Raw genomic sequence first — 23,738 nt, 5'->3', positions numbered from 1 at the left:
GTACGTTATTCTCTCATACCCTTACATGCTTCATATAAAAAAGCTGCCCCTATCGTTTTGAACGATAAGAACAGCTTTGCCTATCTTTAGCCCAGCTCTCTGCGGCCTTCCAATGCTTTGGACAGCGTAACTTCATCGGCATATTCCAAATCGCCACCAACCGGCAAGCCGTGAGCAATTCGCGTGACCCGTATGCCAAAAGGTTTCACAAGCCTCGATATATACATCGCGGTCGCTTCTCCTTCGACATTCGGATTAGTCGCCAGAATAAGTTCCTGCACTCGCTCATCACTGAGGCGGCGCAGCAGCTCGGCAATTTTAATCTGATCCGGACCGATTCCCTCCATAGGAGAGATCGCCCCTTGCAGCACGTGATAATGCCCCATGAACTCCTTCGTCCGTTCCATCGCCACCAAATCTTTCGATTCCTGTACGACGCAAATGACGGAGTTGTCCCTGAGCTTATCCTGGCAAATACGGCAAGGGTCCGTATCGGTTATGTTGCAGCAGATGGAGCAATAAGTCAGATTGCGTTTCACGCTTACGAGCGCTTTAGCAAAATCAATGACATCATCTTCCTTCATGCGCAGCACATAAAAAGCCAGTCTCGCAGCTGTTTTCGGTCCAATACCCGGCAACCTGGTGAAACTATCAATCAACTTCGCTATCGGTTCGGGATAATGCAACAGGTGTAGCTCCTTTCAAATCAGAACGAGCAGTGGCTTATTTTTAGAACAAGCCCGGGATTTTCATGCCACCTGTAAATTTACCCATGTCCTGGTTCGCAACATCGTCCACTTTTGAAAGGGCATCGTTTACAGCTGTAATAATCAAGTCCTGCAGCATTTCTACATCTTCCGGATCTACCGCTTCCGGTTTAATTGTAATATCAAGAACTTTTTTGTGGCCGTTTACAGTAACGTTAACTACGCCGCCGCCTGCTGTGCCTTCAACGGTTTTGTGGACAAGCTCTTCCTGTGCTTTCATCATTTGCTCTTGCATCTTCTTCACTTGCTTCATCATTTGATTCATATTGTTCATTGTAATCACCTCTTATTTATAGTTAAAAATCATCTTTCACAACGACAAGCTCTTCGCCAAACAGCTTTACCGCTTCCTCCACCCATTTAGGCTGGGCTGGCGCTGCGTCCGGCATATCCGATTGCAGCTCAAACGCTTCGTCCGGCGTACCTGAGCCACTATCGGTTGCAGACTGCCATTCTTTAATCATAACCGTTGCAAGCTGAAGCGGCTCCCCGAACACGCTTTGCAGAACCCGCTCAATAATTTCTTTATGCGTCGGCTTCTCCGTTGTTTCTCGGTGCATCGTGTTTTTGAAAGCAACCAACACAGTACCGTCCACGACCGATACCGGCTCACCATCCATCAACCACGCATGGACGGTGATTTTGGTTTCCTTCACCCGCTGAAGCAGCTCGCTCCACTTCATGCGGACTTGCCCCGTTTCACTGCTGCCAGCAGCGGATAAATACGGCCCCAGCTTAACTGACGTGCGAACAGACACAGAGTTAGAACCACCGCTGCGGTTATTAAAGGCAGGACGATTGCCATTTGCCCCAGTCCGGGCTGCTGCACCGCTGGCAGACGCACCTCCACCAACAGCCGGAACGCCATTTTGCAACAGCTGCTCCAGCTTGCGTTCGAGCTGCTCCACTTGCTGGCGCAGACGACCCACCTCTGCGGAAGAACTCGCAGACGCGCCAGATGGCTGGGCAGCATCCCCCGCAGACGCGCCTTCACGGCTATCGCCGATGGTGCAAATTTTCATCAGAGCGACCTCGAACAGCGTCTGCGACTGAGCAGCATGCTTCATTTCCGATTGATAGCTGTTCAGCGTATCAATCATGCGAAACAAGCGATCCGGCGTAAAAGCATCCGCCATTGCCCGGAAACGGTCCGCGTCAACGACGCGTTCCGTTGCTGCTCCGCCTTGCGGAGCAAGCTTAAGCACAAGCAAATCCCTGAAATAATAAATCAGGTTCTCCATGCATTTATCCGCGCTCTTGCCCGCTTGCGTCAGGCTTTCGACAAGCGGCATTACAGCGCCAACATCACGATCGCGAACCGCTTCCGCCAGTTCATAGAACTGGTCGGCCGCCATCCCGCCCGTTACATCGACAGCACCATCCAGTGTAATGCTTCCGCCTCCGAAAGCCGCTACCTGCTCCAGTAGGCTGATGGCGTCACGCATGCCGCCTTCCGACAGCCTTGCAATATAAGCAATCGCATCCTCTTCGGCGCTAATGCCTTCTTCCTTACAAATCTCATGAAGCCGTTCCGACTGCTCTGCAAGCGATACCTGCCGAAAATCAAAACGCTGGCAGCGGGAAATAATCGTTGCAGGAAGCTTATGCGGCTCTGTTGTTGCTAATATAAAGATAACATGTGCAGGCGGCTCTTCCAATGTTTTGAGCAAAGCATTGAACGCCTCTGAAGTAAGCATGTGTACCTCATCAATAATGTACACTTTATAGCGCACTTCAGATGGGGCGTAGCGCACCTTATCCCGTATATCGCGAATTTCGTCGATGCCCCGATTGGAGGCAGCATCAATCTCCACGACATCCATAATATGACCAGCTGTAATACCGCGGCATGCGTCGCATTCATTGCAGGGCTCCACTGCCGGGCCAGCTTCACAATTGACTGCTTTCGCCAATACCTTAGCTGTCGTCGTCTTCCCCGTCCCACGGGGACCGTTGAACAAATAGGCATGCGAAACGCGATCCTCTTTTATCGCATTTTGCAGCGTCTGCACAATATGCTGTTGTCCCACCATGTCCCGAAACGTCTGGGGACGCCAGGCACGGTACAAGGCAATATGAGTCACATGGACCGTTCCCTTCTTGTTTCCTTACAGGAATTCTGCAAAAATACTCTATCTCTTATTATACATGATCAAAGCCTCAAGCCAAACAAAAAACACCCGCAGCACCATTCGAGTTCATCGAAAAGCGTCGCCGGTGTCTGTGAACATCCGAAATATAAAACTTTAATACCGTGCACCTGTCCTTGATTAATGTAACCCAGGCGGCACTCTTGCACCACAGCTCGAGCCAGGCACTCCCCCGGCACATGAACTAACTTACTTACGGCTGCTTCCTTCCGGACCTGACCGAGTTCACAAGCGTCCATTGCGGAGGACCCAACTGTCAACACTGCTCGCAAGCGCCAAACCCCGCATAGACATAACCTCAAACAGGAATTCAACCTCGCTAAAGCGGATTGCGAGTTACAGGGCACCGCTAACTCCCCATCTAGCACGGCAAAAATAAGTATAGCTGATAATGTTACAAAGCGCAACTTTTCTGGAGACAAGACATGATATGCTGCTTTTCAGCAAGCGTGAGCGTCATGGCCTTCCCATAAAGGGAAGGACCTTTCCACATAAAACCGGGCGTTACCGACTCGTTTTTACCCGCACCTCATACCGCGGCATATTATATTGCAAAGTTTCCTCTGCTTTATGCTGAAGCTGCTTCACCTGCGCATCGGTCATGCCTGGTTTGGCGGTCAAATGAACGACCAGATGCTCCCCATTGAAATGAATCCAGCTTTTATGGACACCATCCATCTTCTTGATCAACTCGCCAACAAACTTGCCGTCTGAGCCGTAATTTAAATACGAATGCTTATTCGGTATGTTTGGGTTGCTGTTAGACAGCCCCATATAACCGTCATGGCCATAGGATTGCATCTGCTGCTTATGATCAGGCTGGCCACAGCCGGCAGCACTTGTCGCTGCCAGCAGCAGGACACCTGCCAATAACAGCATACGCGAGCTTTTTGAAAGCAATATGCTCCATCTCATCAAAAAAACCTCCCTTATAACCATTAGAATGGCTAAGGGAGGTTCTTGTATTCTGCCAAATATAGACAAAATAGACATCACAGCAATTAGATGCCGTATTTCTTTTTGAAACGATCGACGCGGCCGCCCACATCCAGGAACTTCTGCTTACCCGTATAGAATGGGTGGCATTGGGAACAAATCTCTACACGAAGGTTCGGTTTAATGGAACCAGTCTCGAAAGTGTTACCACAAGCGCAAGTTGCTGTAGTGATATGGTATGTCGGATGAATAGCTTGTTTCATCTCTTTCACCTCTTTCTGCCCTGAGCCACAGGCGGGCCCAGAATTAAGTCATACATCTCTGCATTATAGCATAGCCCAGTCCATGTTGTAAAACACAAGGTGAAACGATTGTCGCCGTCCTTCGGCGGCGCGGCACGTTTCAGTCCGAGAAATATAGAGAAAGTATGGAGAAATCATATGCTTTCCTATATTTCAAAAGAAGGAGCTGCCCATTACTGGACAATCTGCTCCTTCTAGGGCATTAAGATTGAATTAAGCTCGCAGGCGGAACATGGGTGAACGAGCCAATAACGACATCTGGCAGCTCATCACGGAAAATTTCCAGCATCTGCTTCATCCCATAAATCTCGCCTTGCGGCGGCGGGATTAAGGATAAATAGCTTTCCGGGTCAATGTTCAGGTTCCGCATTTGGATGAGCTTGAGTCCAGTCCGCTTAACAAAGCCGATCATCGCCTCCATCTCTTCCTCACGATCCGTCACACCAGGGAAAATCAAATAGTTAATCGACGTATATACGCCCTTGTCTGTCGCATATTTCAACGACTTCTCTACATTGGCGAGCGTATAGCCACGCGGCTTGTAATAGGCATTGTAATGGTCATCAAGCGCACTGATGGTGCTGACACGCATCAGATTGAGGCCCGCATCGACAATTGCACGAATGTGATCCGTCAGTCCAGCGTTCGTATTAATGTTAATGTAGCCAAGTGATGTCTGGTTTCTTACCCGGCGCATCGCGTCGACAATAATCCGCACCTGCGTAGAAGGCTCGCCTTCGCAGCCTTGCCCGAAGCTGATGATGGAATCTTCATGGCGAAGATGCTCCAGCATAATCTCAGTCACTTCATCCACTGTCGGCTTGAAATTCATCCGTGTTTGCGGAGCAACAAAGCCGCTGTCGTCCGGCTGTTCAGAAATACATCCAAAGCATCCTGCATTACACGAATACGAAACCGGAACCGCTCCTTCCCAGCGTTGCAGGAAAGTATTAGACGACGTCAAGCATTCATAGCCAAGTGCACAGTTCGACAAATGCTTATATAGACGATTTTCCGGATATTTAGACGTAATGCGTTCAACTTGCTGCTTTACCTCATCACGGTCGCAATTCAGCGGATCCCAGCGCTCCGGATTATCGGATTGCTCTGCTGCAACGTAGAAGCCATTGTTTTTCCATACGACTGCCGTATAACCGAATAAAGGCAATTTTTCGTTTTTGTCTGCTTTGACATAGCCTGGCAGGGCAAGCCGCGTAAAGCCTTGTGGCAAAAGCGCGCCAACCGCCTGCTTATTGCCTGGAAGCAGCTGCATTTCGCCCGTATCCGGGTTCAGGCCCACTGCCTTCGTAAATGGCAAGCTTACAAGCGTCGCCCCTTCCGGCAACGGAATGAGCTCGTCCTCCATCATTTCGACAATCATATCGCCGCTGCGGCCTAAGGCTATATAGTGAGGATGATCAAAGACATTTCCTTGTTCATCAGCATATACAAGATTCATGATGTTCTCCTTTCAGGCAGCGCTAAGAGCTATGCGTCGTGCGAGGGGCTGCCGAACGGCGGCCCGCCGCTGGCGTTGATGATGACGACGAACTAGTACTGCTGCTTTTGATTCCGCTGCTGCGCTGCGGCGGCTTCGTCTCAGGCATGGAATCGAGCGACAAGAGAAATTCACTATTCGTTTCGCTGTTTTTCAGCTTTTTGAGGAAGCCGTCAACGAACTCAATCGAATCGTTCATATTTTTACGAACCACCCATAGCTTCTCCAGCTCTTCTTGCGTCAGGAGCATTTCTTCTCGGCGCGTACCCGATCTGCGGATATCCAGCGCTGGGAAAATACGGCGTTCAGCCAGTTTTCTGTCCAAATGCAGCTCCATATTGCCTGTACTTTTAAATTCTTCATAAATGATGTCATCCATACGCGAGCCTGTCTCCACAAGCGCTGTCGCAAGGATCGTCAAGCTTCCGCCCTCTTCCACATTCCGCGCCGCACCAAAAAACCGCTTCGGACGATGGAATGCAGCAGGGTCGATACCACCGCTCAGCGTACGGCCGGATGGCGGCACTACCAAATTGTAGGCACGCGCCAGACGCGTAATGCTATCCATCAAAATAACAACATCCTTCTTGTGCTCCACCAGTCGCAGCGCTCTCTCCAAGACAAGCTCTGTTACCTTAATATGATTTTCCGGCACTTCATCAAAAGTAGAAGCGATGACTTCGCCCTTAACCGAACGCTGCATATCTGTAACTTCCTCAGGTCGTTCATCAATAAGCAATACGAACAGCTCAATCTCAGGATGATTGGTAGAAATGCTGTTGGCAATCTCTTTGAGAAGCAACGTTTTGCCGACTTTCGGAGGTGCAACAATGAGTCCACGCTGGCCAAGTCCAACAGGCGCAATTAAATCCATAATTCGTGTGGAAAGTTTAGAGGATGCCGTCTCAAGCACCAGTTTTTTCTGTGGAAAAAGAGGAGTCAATGCGGGAAAATGTAACCGTTCAGCTGCGAGTTCAGGACTCGTCCCATTAACTGCATTTACTTGCAGCAAACCAAAGTATTTCTCCGAATCTTTCGGAAGCCGGCATTTGCCGGATACTAGATCGCCTGTACGAAGATCGAACTTGCGAATTTGGGAAGCCGAAATATAAATATCCTCTTTGCTTGGCAAATAGTTGATAGGCCTAAGAAAGCCGAAGCCTTCCGGCAAAATTTCCAAGACGCCCTGCATGAACATCAAGCCGCTTTTCTCAGCCTGAGCCCGCAATATTGCGAAAATCAATTCCTTCTTCTTGAGTTGGCCATAATACGGAATTTGATACTGCTTCGCCAGCTTATACAAATCCGTCAGCTTCAACTCTTCCAGATCGGCGATCTGAAGATCTGTCATGTTCTCACCACTTTATTCAGTTTTATGGTACAGCATACCGCTATAGTCCGATCTATCAGTATATACCATAGTTGGCGCCGGTTATTCCTCATCCCTATGGACCAGCGCCAAGCTCAGGTCTGCCTGCAATTTAGAAGGTTTCCGTCTCACGCCACACATCGGCGCCCAGTCTTCGCAAATTATCAACCAAATGATCGTAGCCACGGTCAATATATTCGACGCCGCTTATTTCGGTAATGCCTTCCGGTACGGTCAAGCCAGCAATGACAAGCGCCGCGCCTGCACGCAGATCTGCTGCTCGAACCTTAGCGGCGTTAAGCGGGCCGCCTTCAATAATGGCTGATCTTCCTTCAACACGAATGCCCGCGCCCATGCGCGCAAGTTCAGGGACATGCTTGAAACGATTGCTGTATACATAGTCGGTTAAAATACTTACGCCGCTCGCTTGCGTCAGCAAGCTCGTCATAGGGGACTGCAAATCGGTAGCAAAGCCTGGATAAACCAATGCTTTAACATCAATAGCATTGTACTTTGGAGCGCCCACGATGCGGATAGACTCATCCATTTCGTATACGGTAACGCCCATTTCTTCCAGCTTCGCCGTCATAGCTTCCATATGCTTCGGGATGACATTGTCAATCGTGACATCTCCGCGCGTTGCCGCGGCGATAATCATGTAGGTTCCGGCTTGAATGCGGTCAGGAATAATGGAGTGGCGGCAGCCGTGCAGGCTATCCACTCCTTCAATCCGAATGGTTTCCGTGCCGGCCCCTTTAATTTTTGCGCCCATGGCATTGAGAAGAGTAGCTACATCTATAATTTCAGGCTCTTTTGCCGCGTTTTCTATTAAAGTAGAGCCTTTGGCCCGAGAGGCCGCAAGCATAATGTTGATTGTTGCTCCTACACTTACCACATCAAGATAAATTTTCGCTCCCCGCAGCTCCTTGGCAGATATGCGCATCGAGCCATGCTCATTCGTTACGGTTGCGCCAAGCGCTTCAAAGCCTTTAATATGCTGATCGATAGGTCTTGGCTCAAAATTGCAGCCGCCAGGCAAGCCAATAACAGCTTCTCCAAAGCGTCCCAGCATCGCTCCCATCAAATAGTAGGAAGCACGAAGCAGCTTAACCTTGCCATTGGGCATAGGTCTCGCTTTAAGATTAGAAGGATCAATGCGCATCATATCGCCTTGCCAGTCAATGACCGCACCAAGATCTTGCAAAATTTCGCTATAAACAGCAACATCACTCAAATGAGGCAAATTGTCCAGCACAACCTCGGACTCCGCCAGTATTGCAGCGGGAACCAACGCTACAGCGCTATTTTTAGCACCGCTGATTTGGACCGTTCCTTGCAGCGGACGTCCGCCGCGTATCATCAATTTCTCCATCAATTTTGTAGTCCTCCCGTTGTATCGAAAGAGAACAAAGGAAAAACCGCCACAGCGAGCACACGCCGCCGCATGCACACTGTTAGAAGGCGGTTCGTCATCCCGTGCTCCTGTTGTTACGCTTGATTGTTACTTCCGAACAAGCGGATTTTCTCTTGAAATACAGCTTGCTTTGCAAAGCGAGCAGGAGACAGGTATCTCCATGGATGAAAACCTTGTCCATTCGCCGACATCATTTTCGAGAATTGCAGAGCTGCAAGCCACATGGTTCTCTGTGTTTACATTTATTTTACCAATACCTAATGCGATAGACAAATGAACAGCTTGATTCTGAGCCATTATACCATAATGGCGATAGGAATGGTAAAGCTCTTTTGCCAAGACTCCAATAATAGAATAATAAAAAAGGGCCCGCTAATCAGGACCCTATCGCGAATCGACTGCTGGAACCGCCATCTAGCTGCATGTTCACCGCTATTCGCATTTCATCAATATCAAACGGCTTGGTGAAATGCATCAAGGCTCCGAGATCGGTCGCTTCCTTAATCATATCCAGCTCACCATAAGCCGTCATCATAATGACTTTTATGTCTTTATTAATGGCTTTCACATGCTTTAAAATTTCTAAACCGTCCATACCGGGAATCTTCATGTCAAGCAGCACCAAATCAGGGCTTTCCTTCTTCACAATTTCCAAGGCAAGCTTGCCGTTGGATGCTTGAAAAGTCGCATAACCCTCACTGCTGAACACTTCCATCAAAAGCACACGGATTCCATTCTGATCGTCCACTATTAATAGCTTCTTTTGTTCCAAAATATAATACCTCCTACGACAGAGCGACAACAATTGGCCTGCTCTTCCATCATCGTTAATATATTCGCGGATCAAGTCGGAATATCCTTCTGCTCCAGGAAAAAAATTGGACGGTTTATACATTTATGTTACGAATACACTATCTCTCCGAAAACGCAAGCGCCGCGCGGACAAATCCGCGGAACAGCTTCTGAGGACGATTAGGTCTTGAAGTGAATTCCGGGTGAAATTGAACGGCTAGGAACCAAGGATGATCCTTCATTTCCACCACTTCTACTAGTCTGCCATCCGGGGAAGTTCCCGAAATGGTCAAGCCAGCTGCTTCCACTTGCTCGCGGAATTCATTATTGAACTCGTACCGGTGACGGTGACGCTCATATACCAGCTCATCGCCATATTCTGCAGCAGCGAGCGAGCCTGGAATAAGCTTACAAGGATATAGGCCAAGACGCATCGTGCCGCCCATGTCTTCAATGTCCTTCTGCTCAGGCAGCAGGTCAATGACAGGGTATGGCGTCGATGGGTTAATCTCCGAGCTGTTGGCGCCATCAAGGCCAACAACATGACGTGCATATTCAATAACAGCCACTTGCATGCCAAGACAAATACCGAAAAACGGCACTTGCTGTTCGCGGGCATGGCGAATGGCAATAACTTTGCCTTCAATACCACGATCGCCAAAGCCGCCCGGCACGAGAATGCCGTGAACGCCCTGCAAGCGATCTGCCACATTGCTATCCGTCAATTCTTCCGCATTTACCCAACGGATTTTCACTTCGGAATCAGCATCGATACCTGCATGAGCAAGGGATTCCACGATGCTTAGGTAAGCATCATGCAACGCCACGTATTTACCAACAATCGCGATCTCTGTTGTTTTGTGCAGCGACTTCACGCGCTGTACGAGGCTTGTCCACTCCGTCATATCCGGCTCGTTCGTGCCGAGCTTCAAGTGGTTGACGACAATATCGTCCAAGCCTTGCTCGCGAAGCATCAAAGGCACTTCATACAATGTGGAAGCGTCACGGCATTCCACAACTGCATTAGCATCAATATCGCAGAACAAGGCGATTTTGTGCTTCAGGTCCTCCGCCATCGCATGCTCCGTACGGCATACGATTACGTTCGGCTGGATGCCGATGCTGCGAAGCTCTTTTACACTGTGCTGAGTCGGCTTCGTTTTCACTTCGCCAGCCGCTTTAATGAATGGAATCAGCGTCACGTGAATGTACATTACATTGTCACGGCCAATATCGCTTTTGATTTGACGAATAGCTTCCAAGAATGGCAAACTCTCGATATCGCCAACCGTTCCGCCGATCTCCGTAATGACAACATCGGAAGCCGATTCTTTGCCTGCGCGGAATACACGATCCTTGATTTCATTTGTAATATGCGGAATAACCTGCACCGTTCCACCCAAATAGTCGCCACGGCGCTCTTTGGTAATAACGTTGGAATAAATTTTTCCTGTCGTTACATTGCTGTTTTTGGACAGGTTGATATCGATGAAACGCTCGTAGTGGCCAAGGTCAAGATCCGTCTCTGCGCCATCATCGGTTACAAACACTTCACCATGCTGATAAGGGCTCATCGTTCCCGGGTCTACGTTAATGTACGGGTCAAACTTTTGAATCGTTACTTTGAGGCCTCTGTTCTTCAACAATCGACCAAGCGATGCGGCTGTAATCCCTTTACCCAAGGAAGAGACCACGCCTCCGGTTACGAAAATATATTTTGTCACTGTGCCAATACCCTCCAAGCTCTAGTGTGTATTCCTATAGGATTCCCAATCTATCCAATAAACATAGGCGCTTTCGCGCCACAGCGGTTTATCTGTATCATCAAACGAAAAGCCAAAGCCTTCCGTCGCCGAACATGTTCTTGTACAAACAAAAAAAGTGACACCCGTAGAGTACGGGGCACTTTTCGTTTGGCGTATTATTAAGCGGTTGTCTTAACCGAATCTAAAGCCCATGCAATAGTTTACTCTGACGTATACAACCTGTCAAGTATAAACGGCGCTGCCTGTCGTACTTGGCGGCAACGAGCGTTCCACTCTGAAATAGAAGCGGCCAGAATAAGAGACCTTCTTATCCATTGTTATATTTCAAGCCTAAACGATTCATGGGTGAACAAGGACTTACTTGCTGCCCTCTTCCTCTTCATCTTCTTCAAAATCTTCCGCTTCCTCGCCTTCTTCCAGTTCCTCATCCGAATCATCATCTACCAGCTCTTCGCCTTCGATTCCGGTTTCTTCGTCTGCTTCGGCTTCTTCTTCAGCTTCCTCGAACTCACGATCTTCATCATAAACATCGTAGTCCTCTTCGTCCGCTGCGTAAGTTTCCTCTTCCTCATCCGCGAACAGATCTTCATCATCGAGATCGTCGTCGTCGTTAATGATTCTGGAGCGTTTGGCGTTGGAAATCGGGTCTTCGTTGCGCTCTACTGGATACCAGCGCTTAAGTCCCCACATATTTGTGCCGACGCAAGCGAAACGGCCGTCAATATTAATTTCAGTATATACTTGTGCAATAACTTGATTAATCCCATCGGTTGACAATCCGCGTATTTTAGCAATCTCCATCATGAGATCACGGTAGTAATACGGCTTATTCGTTGTCTTAAGAAATTCAAATGCCAAATCAACCATTGGCATTTCCTTAATCCGCTCAGGGTCCAGCTTCAAAGTGATGTTGCTGCCGCTCATATGGACACATCCTCTCTTGCCATCTTCATTCATTATCAAACTATAGTAAAACCTATTTCTTTCAAAAAAGCAAGCGTCAGCCTTTCCATTGTGGGACTTGTCCACAAAGCTCGCACCATGATAATGAATTTATTAGCGCTAGAGCGGTTTGAACCGCTCTCCGCAGCTTGTACAACATGATAAAAAGCGAAGGAATCCCTTCGCTCTGACTGTATCCATCCGGGCCGCGCTAGCCGCTAACGTTCCGGAGAGGTAAGAGCCCCATAGAACTCTTACATCATCCTATGTGCGACCGTGCATTTTGACACGGTTTCACGCCTAATTATATCAAAAAAGGCAAGTGGCTCATGCAGCTTGCTCCCCTCTATCATACAATAGCTCAGCATCGTCCGTCGGGAGGGGACGCGAAATTTGGACACTACCGTTTTTCTCCATTGGTTGCAAGGCGCGATGGCAGGCTCGGAGCAGACGACACCAAAGCGCATTATCCGTTTTTACCAGCAGAGCGAGTACCAGCGGTTTATAAAAGACTGGTCGGAGCTGCCTGATGGCAAGACTGCGCTTAAAACCGTCAAACAGCTGCCCATCATACGCGCTATTTCCTGTCGTCTGCCTGTCGAAGAAACCCTCGCCCGATTCTCCACAGGGGTATGGAGTGAGGATGATCGACGCATTACCGTTCATGCCGCTACACCCAAATCCTCAATGTCCGAAAAAGGAATTCCTTGGGGCGTCCAGCATGTCAAGGCTCCGCAAGCCTGGGGCATGACTACCGGCCATCGCATTAAAATTGGCGTCATTGATACCGGCGTCGATTTCAGCCATCCCGACCTGCGCCAGTCGCTGTCGCGCGGCATAAATTTGCTGAACCGCAGCATGCTTCCCCATGATGACAATGGACATGGCACCCATATTGCCGGAACCATTGCTGCAGCCAATCAGCTGCAGGGCATGATTGGCATCGCTCCGCGCGCACAAATCTACCCCGTGAAAGCGTTCGACCACAACGGCAGCGCCTTCGTCTCGGACATCATACTCGGCATCGACTGGTGCGTGAGAAACCGGGTTAATATTATCAATATGAGCTTCGGAATGAAAACCCGCAGCAAAGCGCTGCTTACCGCCATTACCAATGCATATAACGCAGGCATTATAGTAGTCGCTTCATCAGGCAACGACGGCAAACGACGCTCGGTTGATTATCCAGCACGTTATCCGCAAACGATTTCGGTGGGCGCTACTACCCGCCTTAGGCGTGTCGCCCCTTTCACCAATCGCGGTACCCATATCGATATTTACGCCCCAGGCGATAAAATCGTCTCCTCATGGCTGCGCGGCAAATACCATGAGATGAGCGGCACCTCCATGGCAACCTCTCATGTCAGTGGCGCTATTGCGCTGCTGCTCGCCTATAAACCGGGCTTATCGCCCGCCGACATTAAATGGATACTCAAGCGATCCAACCAGCCGTTGCGGGGAAGCAAAGCCCAGCGGCTCATCGGGGAGCTTGATATTATGCGCATGCTGCAAGCCGCCGACCGATGAGGTCAGCGGCTTTTCATTCCAGCCTTTCCGCTCAGCTGCGGCACCTTGCACCCTTTAAGGCTTCGCTGCCGCGCTGGAGGCTCCCTCAGACGCTGCAGCGGCATCAGTTGATGCATGGCCTGCTGCATCTGCTGCCGGTGCTGTAGCACCAACTTTGCTTGCTAGGTCAGCAAGCCTGCGATTGATTTCTTTTTCAGCCTGATCCAGGATGGTCTTCGGCTTCCAACCCTTCTCAATGCCTTTGGCGAGCTGCTCGTTCCACAGCTTCTGCGTGTCAATATTCAGCGCTGTGTATTTGCGCTCATGCATTTTGCTCGCGAGCTCTACATTAAGCGGATAAACGATTTGCCCCCCTAAAAATGTTGAGGGCTCAGGTTTTTGACTGCTTTTGGCCAGCACGGGAGCATAGGCCGGAACCGCATTGCCAAGACCGTATTTCGCATGATCGGTTACGACGTAATTCATGAACGTCCAGGCCATCTCCTTATGCTTGCCGCCGGAAGGCAGTAGAAATACCGAACTGTTCTCCCAGCCGTTCAATTTCAGCGGCAGACGGGTTTGCCGCCACTTGCCTGCCGTTTTCGGTGCCCACTGCTCCAGAACTGAGTCTCCCCAGATACCTAGGTACACCATAGCCAGCTTGCCATCCCGAACAGCCTCTTCACCTGAATCCTCCCAGATGTTGACGCCGGGCAAATGCTCCTTCAAACGCTGCGTCAGCGCAATCGCCTGCTCGAAGGTATCATTATTGTAAGCGAACTGATTGTTATTATTAACCAAGCCCGTCCTCTGGGCGCTGGCAAACAGATTGATTGTCTCGCCGTACCACTGCGTAATCCGAACGCCCTTTTTTTGCAGCGTGTTGTTCATCTTGACCCAGTTATCTGGATCATCCATATACGTCGCCAGCTTTTCCGGATCGGTAGGGAAGCCGTATTTCCTCAAAATATCCTCACGATAGTAGGTCACCTTTGGCGATGAGGAGAGCGGCCAGCCGATAAGGCGCTTTCCGTCGAAGGAAAGGTTGCTGTCCCACAGCGACTGGCTGAAGCCAGCCTTATATGCGCCAGCATTGTAAGGAGCGTCGAGCAAATTTTCCAGCTTGTCGCTGTCCCCAAAGTTCGGAAAGGCGGCGCTATCGAGCATAATGATATCTGGAACGCTGCCTGAGGCAAGCGCTTCGGTATATTTTTCAACCTGATCAGCGTAGGTAACCTCTGTCACCTTAATTGCAACCTCTGGATGCAGGTCGTTAAATGCCTTGATGGTATCCTCCCAGCCGCCATAATATGTCCAGAAGGACAAGCTGATTTTTTCCGCAGGCTTTACTGGAGACGCTTCCGGAGAGGCACCTTGCTGCTTCGTTTGGCCAAATGCCAGATAGCTCCCTATCGCAAGCACAAGCAGCGCAAGGGCCACCCACATCTTTTTCATCACAAAACCCCCATTGTAAAATCATTCTGGCTGCAGCTGTCGTTATCCCATTCAGAATACAGCTTTATTCAAGCGTTTAAGCAGGCGTTTGGCCTCCTTCCCATCGATACCGAGCCAATTTCCGCCCAGCTTGATATATTCATTTCCGGTAATCATCAGGCTAGTTTTACTGCTCCACCATTTGGCAGCGTTAAACTGCGGGCTTTCGTAACTGGCGTAGGTGAGCCGGAAATCCCCATCCTCAAACGTTTGCCCAAAAAGATATCTCGCCCGGCGCATATGAAAATCAGAAGTGACCACGATAGCGGAGCGGAGCCCATGCTGATCCATAAGCGTCCTTACGTAAGCCGCATTTTCTTTCGTGCTTCGCGCCTGCGTCTCCAAATAAACCCCGCTTGGTGGCAAAACAGCAAGGCGAAGCTCCTCTTGAATATAATGGTCGTTTGCGTTGGAAATAATGAGTGCTTCCGCTTCATATTGCTGATAAATTTCCAGCCCCTTCGCCAGCCGCCCCTCCTCGCCGCTCAATACAATAATCGCCTGCGAGGCGGAAGCGTTCGACGCAACCGCCAAAAAGTACCCGGCGCGCCATACAGCAACCGCCAGCAGAACGAGCAGCATGCCCAGCGTCCACAAGGTGATACGTTTCCTTCGACTCCATTGCCGATTCACGCCTCGTCCCCCTTAAAACTGAAAATAAATAAATGGTGTGGAGGCTGTAGGCATAAGCAATAGGAGTGCGAGCAGCACGAAAAATAAAATAAACAATCCCCTAAAGGTCGTCAGATTGACGCTTGGATACGTCTTGAGCCTTACGCCCACCATATGGCCGGCCAAAACAAGCACAAGCACGAAGCCCAAGTAAGGATAGAACCACATCAGGCCGCCGGTGTCGATGAGGAACATTTTGCGCAGCACCAATAAGGAATGCTCAAAGCTTTGCGAGCGGAAAAATACCCAGGTGACGCAGACAAATACAAACGTAAGCGCCCACGCAGCGGTTCGGTATAACCAGTGGTTGATTTCCTGTTTTTTAAGCACATGGTTGAAATAAAGCTTATGAATGACGAGGGCAAGCCCATGCAGCAGCCCCCATAATACGAAATTCCAGCTTGCTCCATGCCATAGGCCGCCAAGCAGCATTACGAGGATGAGATTGATATTGGCACGAATAGGCCCTTTGCGATTGCCGCCAAGAGAGAAATACAAATATTCTCGGAGCCAAGACGACAGCGAAATATGCCAGCGCCGCCAAAATTCTGTGACACTGCGGGACAGGTACGGCATATTGAAGTTGCGCGGAATGTCGATGCCCATGCATTTTGCCGAACCGATCGCCATATCGGAGTAGCCAGAAAAATCACAATAGATTTGCACCGCATACGCAATAACTGCGAGCCATACGGTAAGTGGCGAATATTCGCCGGGACTTGCAAATACCGGATCGACAAACATCGCCATATGATCGGCGATAATAATCTTTTTGACCAGACCAAAGATGAATATTTGTCCGCCTTCAATCAGGTTGCTGCGCTTGATGACGATGTCACGGGCCATTTGCGGCAGAAAATGCCGCGGTTTGAGAATCGGCCCTGCGATCAAATGCGGAAAAAACACGATTAACAGCGAAAAGTCCCAAATGGACGAAGGCTTGATGTCGCGCTTGTACACATCGATCGTGTAGCTCATCACCTCGAACGTAATAAACGAGATCCCCACAGGCAGCACGATTGACAGCAGCGGAAACGTCATGCCAAACTGATCCAGCAAGCCATTTGCCGAATCTATGAAAAAATTAAAATATTTGAAGAAGCCAAGAATTGCGAGATTGGCAATGACGCTGAATATAAGCCAGCGCTTACGCACCGCAGCCTCTGCAGCCCGGTCAATCGACACGGCACTCACATGGTTAATAAGCGTCATCACCAGCACGAGCAGGACGAAACGGTAATCCCATACGCTGTAAAAATAATAGCTGCCGATCAGCAAAACCGCTTTTTTCAGCGCATGTATTTTAATAGTAGATAACAGGATAAGCATTACGGCAAAAAACAGCAGATACTCCCAGCTTGAAAATATCATTTTCTCATCTTCCTTCGAAATATTTCGCTACTGCTTTGCTCACTAAATCATGCCCCGAGCTGTTCATATGCCCAGTTCCATATGTAGTGTTGGAGAAACCATAGGCTGGCAGCCCCGTATCCTGATAGGCATTCACAAAATCCCGTCTCATATTCAGCATTGGAATTCCCTGCTCTTTGGCTGTGCGCTCGGCCAATTCTTCAAAATAACCAGGCTGCTGCTCGCCATCTAGCGACTGAAAGTCGATTTGGGGTAAAAAGACAAAAACAAGCTTCGGATATTTTTCCTTCAAAATACCGAATATCCAGTTGACCAGCTGTTCATCTCCCGCTTGAGGTGTGAAGTCTGGGCTCTTGGTATCCTCTGGCGCAGCTTCATCCTTCTCCAGCAGCTTTTGCAAATGATCAGAGCCAACACGAACAACAGACAACCGCAATAAACCATAGAAGGCTTGAAGCTTTGCTGCAACGGCATTGCGGCTAATAAAGTCTTCATTAAAAACAAGCTTGTACGAGTCCCCGTCTTTCGTGGCATAGTAGCTGGCATTTTCACCGTACAGATCCTTGAGATCATTCTCATTAATCTGGATGACAACGGCGTCGGGATCGACGCGCTTCTTGTAGAAGTCAGCCAAATAGGCATAATGTGCGGGTGAGGCGGAGCTGCGTCCAGCATCATAGGTCATGACCTTGCGTGAATCCAGCTCAGGCATCCGTGTCTGGACTTGGCGAAAAAACTTCACTTGATCGCCAACTTGAAGCGCTTCCGTATAGGAATCGCCCAAAAATAATATCCGGTACTCTGCCTTGCGGGCAGCGGCCGTCTCATTCGGATCGGGAAAAGGCTGCGCGATGGCGCCTTCCGCATAAATTTTAGTGATGCCGTAGCCTTCCTGCCCGTTCACATAAAGCCCCGGGTTCAAGATGCGCCCCAGTTCAGGATGCTGCTGGAAGCCTGTCGTACGAATCGTTGTAACCTCCAAAATGCCTTCCCAGGCAACCAGCGCCACGAGCAAGGCCAGCAGCGCTTTACCCGCAAGTTTGTACCTCATGATTCCCACACCCCATTATCAACTTCCACTGCGTAGATACTTTTAAAAAATAATATGCTGGCGGACACGGACACCAGTGCCGTTATTTCGGCAAAATGCCGCCTTTTAGCCGCTAGCCGGACAGCAGAGCCGCTATTTGTCCATTTACCCCTCATTTTACGGGGTTTTGAAGGGAATAGCGTCTTTCCTGTCCGCATAACTGCCCATTCTTTTTGTATCTCTTACAATAGCGGCATCTCAGTCCGCTGCCACTATGCTTCGACCAAACAACCTTCTACCGAGTAACTACGACCGCATCCACACACGAACCCCGAACCTTTCCGCGCAGCGCAACGCAGCCCTCTCTTCACCAAGCAAAGCTCTACGATACCCCGCTATAAACCGCAGGGTAATGGACGGATTTCGTAAAGATGCCAAACGAATTAATAACCGCCTTGCCGCTGCCAGCCGTAACGCCGACCCAAATCTTTTTCACGTTGTCCAACACGTCGAAGTAGATCGGGTCCGACATATCGCGTGCCGACATATAAACACCGCCGTACGTATCGGCAAAATAAAAGCTGTTGTTGCTCATGCCGCGCAGCCAATTGCCCGAGCTGCTGAGCTGCTTGCCATTTTTGTCATAGCCGCGAACAATGACCCGTCCACCCAGCTCATCCTGCGCCGCCCGCTTAATAACGAACTGCTTAACGACCGAGACATCGACCATTGCCCCTACAGCGACACAGCCATTTGCAAAAGTAACAAAGCCTTTGCTGCTGCTGATGCAGGCAAAATTATTCGTCGCCGTAGGCTCGCCGCCCTTATTGCTCAAGAAGGACATGCCGTCAAGCGAGGCATCTTTATTCGACTTGCTCCAGCGCTCCGACAAATTAAATGATTCGCGCAGCGTGAACTGGTCAAAAAAGCTCGATTCCTGCGTCGACACAATTTGATTACCGAACTCCGATTGGTCATCCAGCTTGGCGTCGCCGTAGCTGACATTAAAGGTGTTGTTGTTGCTTTTATTTTTCAACCGGGCCATATAAACGCCATTCGTCTCATTGCGAACATAATCAAATGTATTGTTCAGTCCATGCTCAATGACAATTGGAACGCTCTCGGCAGAGCCTGTCGTATTGCGCTGGTTCAGCTCAAAGCTAGGCTTTACGAATACATTGTTGTTATTATTCGTGTAGGAGCCGTCCTCCGTCGTAATCACAATGCCGTATCGGCTCTGCGACGTATTGTTGCCGCTCCACACCGCAAAGTTGCCGCCCGTATACAAATTTTCATTGTTCCAGCCCGATACTTTGGCTTTGTTTCGCTTGTTGGTTACCTTTAGGCCGATTTGGTTGGAGGTAAGCTTGCCAAGCCGAATGTCATTGTAGGCAAAGCCTGTACCAATCCCAATCGTCTCTACGCCTACGGTGAAGTTTTCGGCACGCTGAATGTGAATACCCGAATTGTTGGCATTAATAATCCGAATGCCGATCGCCTTACGCGACTTGTCCTTGGACCAATCCGCCAGCTTGCCTCGCCGTACATTAAGGCCGCTGTATTCAGCTCCCGTCACTGTACTGTCCTCGCCCAGCGTCAGAAAAGGCTCATAGGCTGTTCCGGTATATATGAGCGGTGCTCGCTGATCCACCGAAATATTCGCTGGAATCACAATTGCTTTAGAGGAGCGGTATTCCGTTAGCTCCGGGAAAAGCAGCGTTACTTGCCGGCCCTTATCCCGCAGCGCCTTTGCCTTGGCAATCGCTTTGGAAATCGCGCTCCAATCATCCTTTTTGCCGTCCCCTACTGCACCGTAATCCACTACATTAATAGAAGCGGCATCCGCACTGCTTGTCGCTGCGGCGGCGCTCGCCACTGGATTGCCCTCCACCTCTAGATGAAAGCCTGTGCTCCCGCCATTAGAGGAGGTTTGCGCCTTATCTGACTTCAGCGTCGGCAAAGCCAGCGCGGCTATAATAACAACCAATAAACTAATTCCCCAAATCCAGCTGCGTCTCATCGTGTTGTTGTTTCCCTCTCTCGTGAATCGGATCATTATATCGTCCCATGCTTGCGCAGCGCTGCAACTTCCAGCTTGATGGTTTCATCGAAGCCAATCGGCTTGAAATCCAGCTCCTTCGCCGCTTTGGAGTAATCAAAGTTTTTATCCTCGTTCAGGCGAAGAACCTTCTCATAATTAATGATCCGGTTTGGTATTTTTTCTCCGATTCGGCCTGCGAGCAAAGCAAGCTTATAAGGAATATGCAGAAATACAATCTTCTTGCCCATCGCCCCAGCGATCAAGCTAAGCAGCTCCTTGTATTTCAGCGGCGCTTTGCCTGCCACATCGTATTCTTGGCCGCGCGTCAGTTCCTCGCGATTCAGCATCGAAACGAGCACCTTCGCCAAATCATTGGCGTAGATCGGATGCATCAGGCCATCCCCTGCTCCCAAAATCGGATAAACGGGAAAACGCTTCATGATTTTGACGAGCATATGGATATTGCCATCCTGATGATTGCCGCAAATCATCGACGGACGAATAATCGTATAGGTAAGGCCGCTGGCACGCAGCAGCTGTTCATTTTGCAAATCAATATGCGAGGAGCTCTTGAACTTGCTGTAGATGCCTGTGCTGTTCACGTAATAAATGCGGTGAATACCATGCTGGAGGCAAGCATCGAGCACATTTTTCAGTTGATTGCGCGGCGCAAGGTGCAATACCTCCGTAATCCCTTCATGGCCGAGAGCCTTCTGCACACTGTCCGCATCACGCAAATTGCCGTAGACGAAACGCTCGCCGTCCTTCATCCAGGATACATCGCTTGATTCCCTGACCATGTAGCATACTTGATCGCGCTTAAAATCCCGCTGAAGCTGCTCATATAAAAATCGGCCCGTCAGCCCTGTTATGCCCGTTACCAGAATCATTGCTTTTGCCTCCCGCCTTAAGCTTTAATATCGCTTGCTTTGAAAACTTTGAAAATAGTGATAAAAATAATTTTGATGTCAAAGCCGAAGGACATCTGCTGCAAATAATGCTCATCCAGACGGACCTTCTCGTCATCGGAGATCGAATCCCGGCCCGACACTTGGGCGTAGCCCGTCAAGCCCGGCTTAATATCATTGATTTTGCGGTCATTGCGCATCTTAATTAGGGAATATTGATTGTACAGCGCAGGCCTTGGGCCGACGACAGACATTTCCCCCTTCACGACGTTAATAAGCTGAGGCAGCTCGTCGAGGCTTGATTTTCGCAAAAATCTTCCCGTCTTCGTTATGTAGGATGCTGGATCCTGCAGTAAATCTGTTGCTACGTTCGGCGTATCCGTCCGCATGCTGCGGAACTTGTAAATCGCAAACAGCTGGTTATTTTGCCCCATCCGCTGTTGGACGAAAAACACAGGTCCCGGCGATTCCAGCTTGATCAAAATGGCCACCACCAGCATGACCGGGCTGAACACAATTAGCGCAATGCCAGCGGATATAAAATCGAATGCTCTTTTTAAAACTTGATTATACATGCGTTTTCGCTCCTCCCCACACTATATAGCCTTTATCTCTACAATCTCTTAAACACGGCGTTCTTAACGTAATTCGTCAAGCACCATGAAGCTATAAAAGGGTTTAGCTTCTCAACATCGCGGTACAGACGCCACATTTTGTAGACGGCTTTGATTTTATTGTTCGAGATTGAGCCTTTCACGAGGCGATAATAGCTCAGCTCGACGGGCAGGCCGTAGGCCAAATGCCCTTTTTTCAAAATCGACAGCCACATGCCCGTGTCCTGCTTTGCCCGAATGTTCGGCATCTGCACCTGGCCGAGCTTATGTCGATCCAGCATGACGGTAAGGCAGCCGATAATCGTATTTTTCAATAGCGTATCGTAATTAATAGAAGGAACCACTCCGATAACTCGCTCTGTCAGTTCCCCTTCCTCCGACATGACACGATAGCTCGTGAAGGAGAAACCGATATCCTGCGTCCGCATAAAATCGAGCTGCAGCGCCAGCTTCGTCGGGAGCCACAAATCATCGCTGTCCAGAAAGGCGAGGTAACGGCCACGCGACATATTTATCGCTGTATTGCGGGCTACCGCCGCTCCGCTGTTCTTCTGCAAGCGATGCAGCTTAATCCGGCTGTCGAGCGCAGCTTCCGCTTCAATAATTTCGCAGGAATTGTCCGAGGAGCAATCATCCACAATAATCATTTCCCAATCCTCAAACGTCTGGGCTTTAACCGAAGCAATCGTTTCCTTTATAAAACGCGAGCAGTTGTAGGACGGCGTTACAATCGTAACGACCGGGTCCATCAGATTAGACACGAATATCCCTCCAGCTTATCATTAGAGAACTTGCGGTGTGTGCAGGCATAGCTGCCTATTTCCTGAATAAATCCAGCGGCCTGCGCTCTTGGTATGCAGCATAGGGCAGCAGCCAGGCTATCGCCACATAACAGAACAACAAGCGATTTTCATTCAAATCGCCAGAAACATTAGCGTTCAAGAATAGGAAAACGACCGAGAAAACAGTAACCAAAGTGAAGCGGTCTGTCATTTTTCCAGAAATAAAGCGTGCAGCTGCTCGAATCGCTCCCCAAAATGTCGCCAGAAACAGCAATACGCCAGCAAGCCCCAACTCGCTCCACAGCTCCAGAAAAATATTATGCGGATAATTCGAAACATCCTCATGGGCGAAGGCAATCGTAAAGCTGCCAATGCCGCCGCCGAAGAAAAAATGATCCTGAATCATTTGCCATGCCACCGCATAGCGCTCAACTCGTCCCTCCGCCGACTCTCCGCCCCCCGGCTGATTAAACAGCACCGAGATTCGGTAAATGAAGGTATCCATGACGCCAGAAGCCACGAGTGGTACTGCGAGCACAGCGAGCAGCAAAATAATTGAAAAAAGCGTGCCTACTCCTTTGGAGAAGGTGATTTTGCCCCGGTTCACTTTCACGGACAGGAACATGATCAGCACGATTGTTCCAACCAGCGTAATAAGCGGCGTTCGGGCGCCGCTGACAGCAACCGATAGAAAGGTCAACGCCAGAAAAAGGCTGGCGAGAATTTTGGCGGGTGTCCGCAGCAGCGGATTGTATAAATATAAACCGATCAAGGCGATAACCGCGATGCCATTCGTTCGTCCAAGCGAGAGATAATCCGAGCCCAGCACCTCAATCTGCCCGATGAATTGACCAGCTTGCAGCTTCTCCAAAAACATCTGCAGGCAATAGAAGGTCATCAGCGAGGAGACGGCAATAATGCCGACGAAAAATCGCTCCAGCCCTTTTTTATCACGAATAAGCAAAAAAGGCCCGATGAAGGACCAAGCGGTCAGCAGCAAGAAACGGGATGTTTTCTGAATTGCGAATGAATAGCTTGTTGAATATGAAAAGCTGAACAACATGTAGCCAAGCAGCAGCACGAACAGCAGCAGCGGGATTAGCGCCGGCTTCGGCAGCTCTTGGGATTGCATAAGGCGGATAAAATAAAGAAACATCGTGACGGCCATTAGAAAAAAGGTTAAGTCCACGGGAAACGATATGCCCGATTTAATATAGCCGGATAATAAAAATACGCCCAGCAGAAATTCCCCTGACGCCAAGATCGCAAACGGGGCAGCAAGCGCGCCCCACTTCCGCCCAGCGCCAGGCAAGAGCGTGGCCCCAAATGCATTTGATTTTAACATCAGTGACCACCCTCTCTTTCCTTCATAAAAGTATGCAGT

General features: G+C 49.5%; 21 protein-coding genes and 1 other RNA gene. 1 reads left to right on the top strand and 21 read right to left on the bottom strand.

Going from position 1 to position 23,738, the window contains the following annotated elements:
* Positions 1–86: 86 nt before the first annotated feature.
* The 12 genes from recR to rpoE form a co-directional block, all read right to left on the bottom strand.
* Positions 87–686 (bottom strand): recombination mediator RecR, encoded by a 600-nt coding sequence (gene recR, locus MHB80_RS01260; protein ID WP_046229552.1) that lies wholly within the window; start codon positions 684–686, stop codon positions 87–89.
* Positions 687–729: 43 nt separating this feature from the next.
* Positions 730–1,041 (bottom strand): YbaB/EbfC family nucleoid-associated protein, encoded by a 312-nt coding sequence (locus MHB80_RS01255; RefSeq protein ID WP_056037661.1) that lies wholly within the window; start codon positions 1,039–1,041, stop codon positions 730–732.
* 22 nt (positions 1,042–1,063) lie between these two features.
* Positions 1,064–2,851: a DNA polymerase III subunit gamma/tau gene (dnaX, locus tag MHB80_RS01250; RefSeq protein WP_341280477.1), complete on the bottom strand. Its 1,788-nt coding sequence runs from the start codon at positions 2,849–2,851 to the stop codon at positions 1,064–1,066.
* Positions 2,852–3,019: 168 nt separating this feature from the next.
* An RNA gene (ffs, locus tag MHB80_RS01245) (signal recognition particle sRNA large type) lies at positions 3,020–3,287 on the bottom strand.
* A 134-nt stretch (positions 3,288–3,421) separates the two neighbouring features.
* Positions 3,422–3,832 (bottom strand): hypothetical protein, encoded by a 411-nt coding sequence (locus MHB80_RS01240; RefSeq protein ID WP_341280476.1) that lies wholly within the window; start codon positions 3,830–3,832, stop codon positions 3,422–3,424.
* A gap of 86 nt (positions 3,833–3,918) precedes the next feature.
* The gene (gene rpmE / locus MHB80_RS01235) at positions 3,919–4,116 is read right to left on the bottom strand and encodes a 50S ribosomal protein L31 (protein ID WP_046229556.1); all 198 of its coding nucleotides are present in this window, start codon (positions 4,114–4,116) and stop codon (positions 3,919–3,921) included.
* A gap of 241 nt (positions 4,117–4,357) precedes the next feature.
* A complete protein-coding gene (locus tag MHB80_RS01230; RefSeq protein ID WP_341280475.1) occupies positions 4,358–5,614 on the bottom strand; it encodes a radical SAM protein in 1,257 nt (418 codons plus the stop codon).
* A gap of 22 nt (positions 5,615–5,636) precedes the next feature.
* Positions 5,637–7,004: a transcription termination factor Rho gene (gene rho / locus MHB80_RS01225; RefSeq protein WP_341280474.1), complete on the bottom strand. Its 1,368-nt coding sequence runs from the start codon at positions 7,002–7,004 to the stop codon at positions 5,637–5,639.
* A gap of 130 nt (positions 7,005–7,134) precedes the next feature.
* Complete coding sequence (locus tag MHB80_RS01220; RefSeq protein WP_341282824.1) at positions 7,135–8,394, bottom strand: UDP-N-acetylglucosamine 1-carboxyvinyltransferase; 1,260 nt, start codon at positions 8,392–8,394, stop codon at positions 7,135–7,137.
* Positions 8,395–8,812: 418 nt separating this feature from the next.
* The gene (locus MHB80_RS01215) at positions 8,813–9,208 is read right to left on the bottom strand and encodes a response regulator (RefSeq protein WP_046229561.1); all 396 of its coding nucleotides are present in this window, start codon (positions 9,206–9,208) and stop codon (positions 8,813–8,815) included.
* 139 nt (positions 9,209–9,347) lie between these two features.
* Positions 9,348–10,952 carry a CTP synthase gene (locus MHB80_RS01210; protein ID WP_341280473.1) on the bottom strand — a complete coding sequence of 535 codons (1,605 nt, stop codon included), beginning with the start codon at positions 10,950–10,952 and terminating at the stop codon, positions 9,348–9,350.
* Positions 10,953–11,351: 399 nt separating this feature from the next.
* Positions 11,352–11,918, bottom strand: a complete 567-nt coding sequence (gene rpoE, locus MHB80_RS01205) for a DNA-directed RNA polymerase subunit delta (RefSeq protein WP_341280472.1) — start codon at positions 11,916–11,918, stop codon at positions 11,352–11,354.
* A gap of 411 nt (positions 11,919–12,329) precedes the next feature.
* On the opposite strand from rpoE, the gene MHB80_RS01200 reads away from it, so the two are divergent.
* Complete coding sequence (locus MHB80_RS01200) at positions 12,330–13,463, top strand: S8 family peptidase (protein WP_341280471.1); 1,134 nt, start codon at positions 12,330–12,332, stop codon at positions 13,461–13,463.
* Positions 13,464–13,517: 54 nt separating this feature from the next.
* Here the strand turns inward: MHB80_RS01200 and MHB80_RS01195 are convergent, their stop codons facing one another.
* The 9 genes from MHB80_RS01195 to MHB80_RS01155 form a co-directional block, all read right to left on the bottom strand.
* The gene (locus MHB80_RS01195) at positions 13,518–14,897 is read right to left on the bottom strand and encodes an extracellular solute-binding protein (protein WP_341280470.1); all 1,380 of its coding nucleotides are present in this window, start codon (positions 14,895–14,897) and stop codon (positions 13,518–13,520) included.
* A gap of 51 nt (positions 14,898–14,948) precedes the next feature.
* Entirely contained in the window at positions 14,949–15,569 is a 621-nt protein-coding gene (locus MHB80_RS01190) for a YdcF family protein (protein ID WP_341280469.1), read from the bottom strand.
* 12 nt (positions 15,570–15,581) lie between these two features.
* Positions 15,582–16,979 carry an MBOAT family O-acyltransferase gene (locus tag MHB80_RS01185; protein ID WP_341280468.1) on the bottom strand — a complete coding sequence of 466 codons (1,398 nt, stop codon included), beginning with the start codon at positions 16,977–16,979 and terminating at the stop codon, positions 15,582–15,584.
* A gap of 4 nt (positions 16,980–16,983) precedes the next feature.
* On the bottom strand, positions 16,984–18,030 hold the full coding sequence (locus tag MHB80_RS01180; protein WP_341280467.1) for a hypothetical protein: 1,047 nt from the start codon (positions 18,028–18,030) through the stop codon (positions 16,984–16,986).
* A 361-nt stretch (positions 18,031–18,391) separates the two neighbouring features.
* On the bottom strand, positions 18,392–20,029 hold the full coding sequence (locus MHB80_RS01175; protein WP_341280466.1) for a hypothetical protein: 1,638 nt from the start codon (positions 20,027–20,029) through the stop codon (positions 18,392–18,394).
* Positions 20,030–20,064: 35 nt separating this feature from the next.
* Complete coding sequence (locus MHB80_RS01170) at positions 20,065–20,940, bottom strand: NAD-dependent epimerase/dehydratase family protein (protein ID WP_341280465.1); 876 nt, start codon at positions 20,938–20,940, stop codon at positions 20,065–20,067.
* A gap of 17 nt (positions 20,941–20,957) precedes the next feature.
* Positions 20,958–21,533, bottom strand: coding sequence for a sugar transferase (locus tag MHB80_RS01165; protein ID WP_341280464.1), 576 nt, complete (start codon positions 21,531–21,533; stop codon positions 20,958–20,960).
* A gap of 38 nt (positions 21,534–21,571) precedes the next feature.
* On the bottom strand, positions 21,572–22,321 hold the full coding sequence (locus MHB80_RS01160; protein ID WP_341282823.1) for a glycosyltransferase family 2 protein: 750 nt from the start codon (positions 22,319–22,321) through the stop codon (positions 21,572–21,574).
* A gap of 67 nt (positions 22,322–22,388) precedes the next feature.
* A complete protein-coding gene (locus MHB80_RS01155) occupies positions 22,389–23,699 on the bottom strand; it encodes an O-antigen ligase family protein (protein ID WP_341280463.1) in 1,311 nt (436 codons plus the stop codon).
* Positions 23,700–23,738: the final 39 nt, after the last annotated feature.

Origin of the sequence: Paenibacillus sp. FSL H8-0537, from assembly GCF_038051995.1 — a bacterium.
GTDB lineage: Bacteria > Bacillota > Bacilli > Paenibacillales > Paenibacillaceae > Pristimantibacillus.
The sequence above is the reverse complement of the archived record's forward strand: the minus strand, read 5'-3'. Positions and strand labels throughout refer to the sequence as shown.

Bases quoted from the DNA above. Each gene is read 5' to 3' on its own strand.
- rpmE (WP_046229556.1), bottom strand. From the start codon at position 4,116: ATGAAACAAGCTATTCATCCGACATACCATATCACTACAGCAACTTGC.
- rho (WP_341280474.1), bottom strand. From the start codon at position 7,004: ATGACAGATCTTCAGATCGCCGATCTGGAAGAGTTGAAGCTGACGGAT.
- MHB80_RS01175 (WP_341280466.1), bottom strand. From the start codon at position 20,029: ATGAGACGCAGCTGGATTTGGGGAATTAGTTTATTGGTTGTTATTATA.
- MHB80_RS01195 (WP_341280470.1), bottom strand. From the start codon at position 14,897: ATGAAAAAGATGTGGGTGGCCCTTGCGCTGCTTGTGCTTGCGATAGGG.
- MHB80_RS01155 (WP_341280463.1), bottom strand. From the start codon at position 23,699: ATGTTAAAATCAAATGCATTTGGGGCCACGCTCTTGCCTGGCGCTGGG.
- MHB80_RS01255 (WP_056037661.1), bottom strand. From the start codon at position 1,041: ATGAACAATATGAATCAAATGATGAAGCAAGTGAAGAAGATGCAAGAG.
- MHB80_RS01160 (WP_341282823.1), bottom strand. From the start codon at position 22,321: ATGGACCCGGTCGTTACGATTGTAACGCCGTCCTACAACTGCTCGCGT.
- MHB80_RS01165 (WP_341280464.1), bottom strand. From the start codon at position 21,533: ATGTATAATCAAGTTTTAAAAAGAGCATTCGATTTTATATCCGCTGGC.
- MHB80_RS01170 (WP_341280465.1), bottom strand. From the start codon at position 20,940: ATGATTCTGGTAACGGGCATAACAGGGCTGACGGGCCGATTTTTATAT.
- rpoE (WP_341280472.1), bottom strand. From the start codon at position 11,918: ATGAGCGGCAGCAACATCACTTTGAAGCTGGACCCTGAGCGGATTAAG.
- MHB80_RS01230 (WP_341280475.1), bottom strand. From the start codon at position 5,614: ATGAATCTTGTATATGCTGATGAACAAGGAAATGTCTTTGATCATCCT.
- MHB80_RS01240 (WP_341280476.1), bottom strand. From the start codon at position 3,832: ATGAGATGGAGCATATTGCTTTCAAAAAGCTCGCGTATGCTGTTATTG.
- MHB80_RS01185 (WP_341280468.1), bottom strand. From the start codon at position 16,979: ATGATATTTTCAAGCTGGGAGTATCTGCTGTTTTTTGCCGTAATGCTT.
- MHB80_RS01220 (WP_341282824.1), bottom strand. From the start codon at position 8,394: ATGGAGAAATTGATGATACGCGGCGGACGTCCGCTGCAAGGAACGGTC.
- MHB80_RS01180 (WP_341280467.1), bottom strand. From the start codon at position 18,030: ATGAGGTACAAACTTGCGGGTAAAGCGCTGCTGGCCTTGCTCGTGGCG.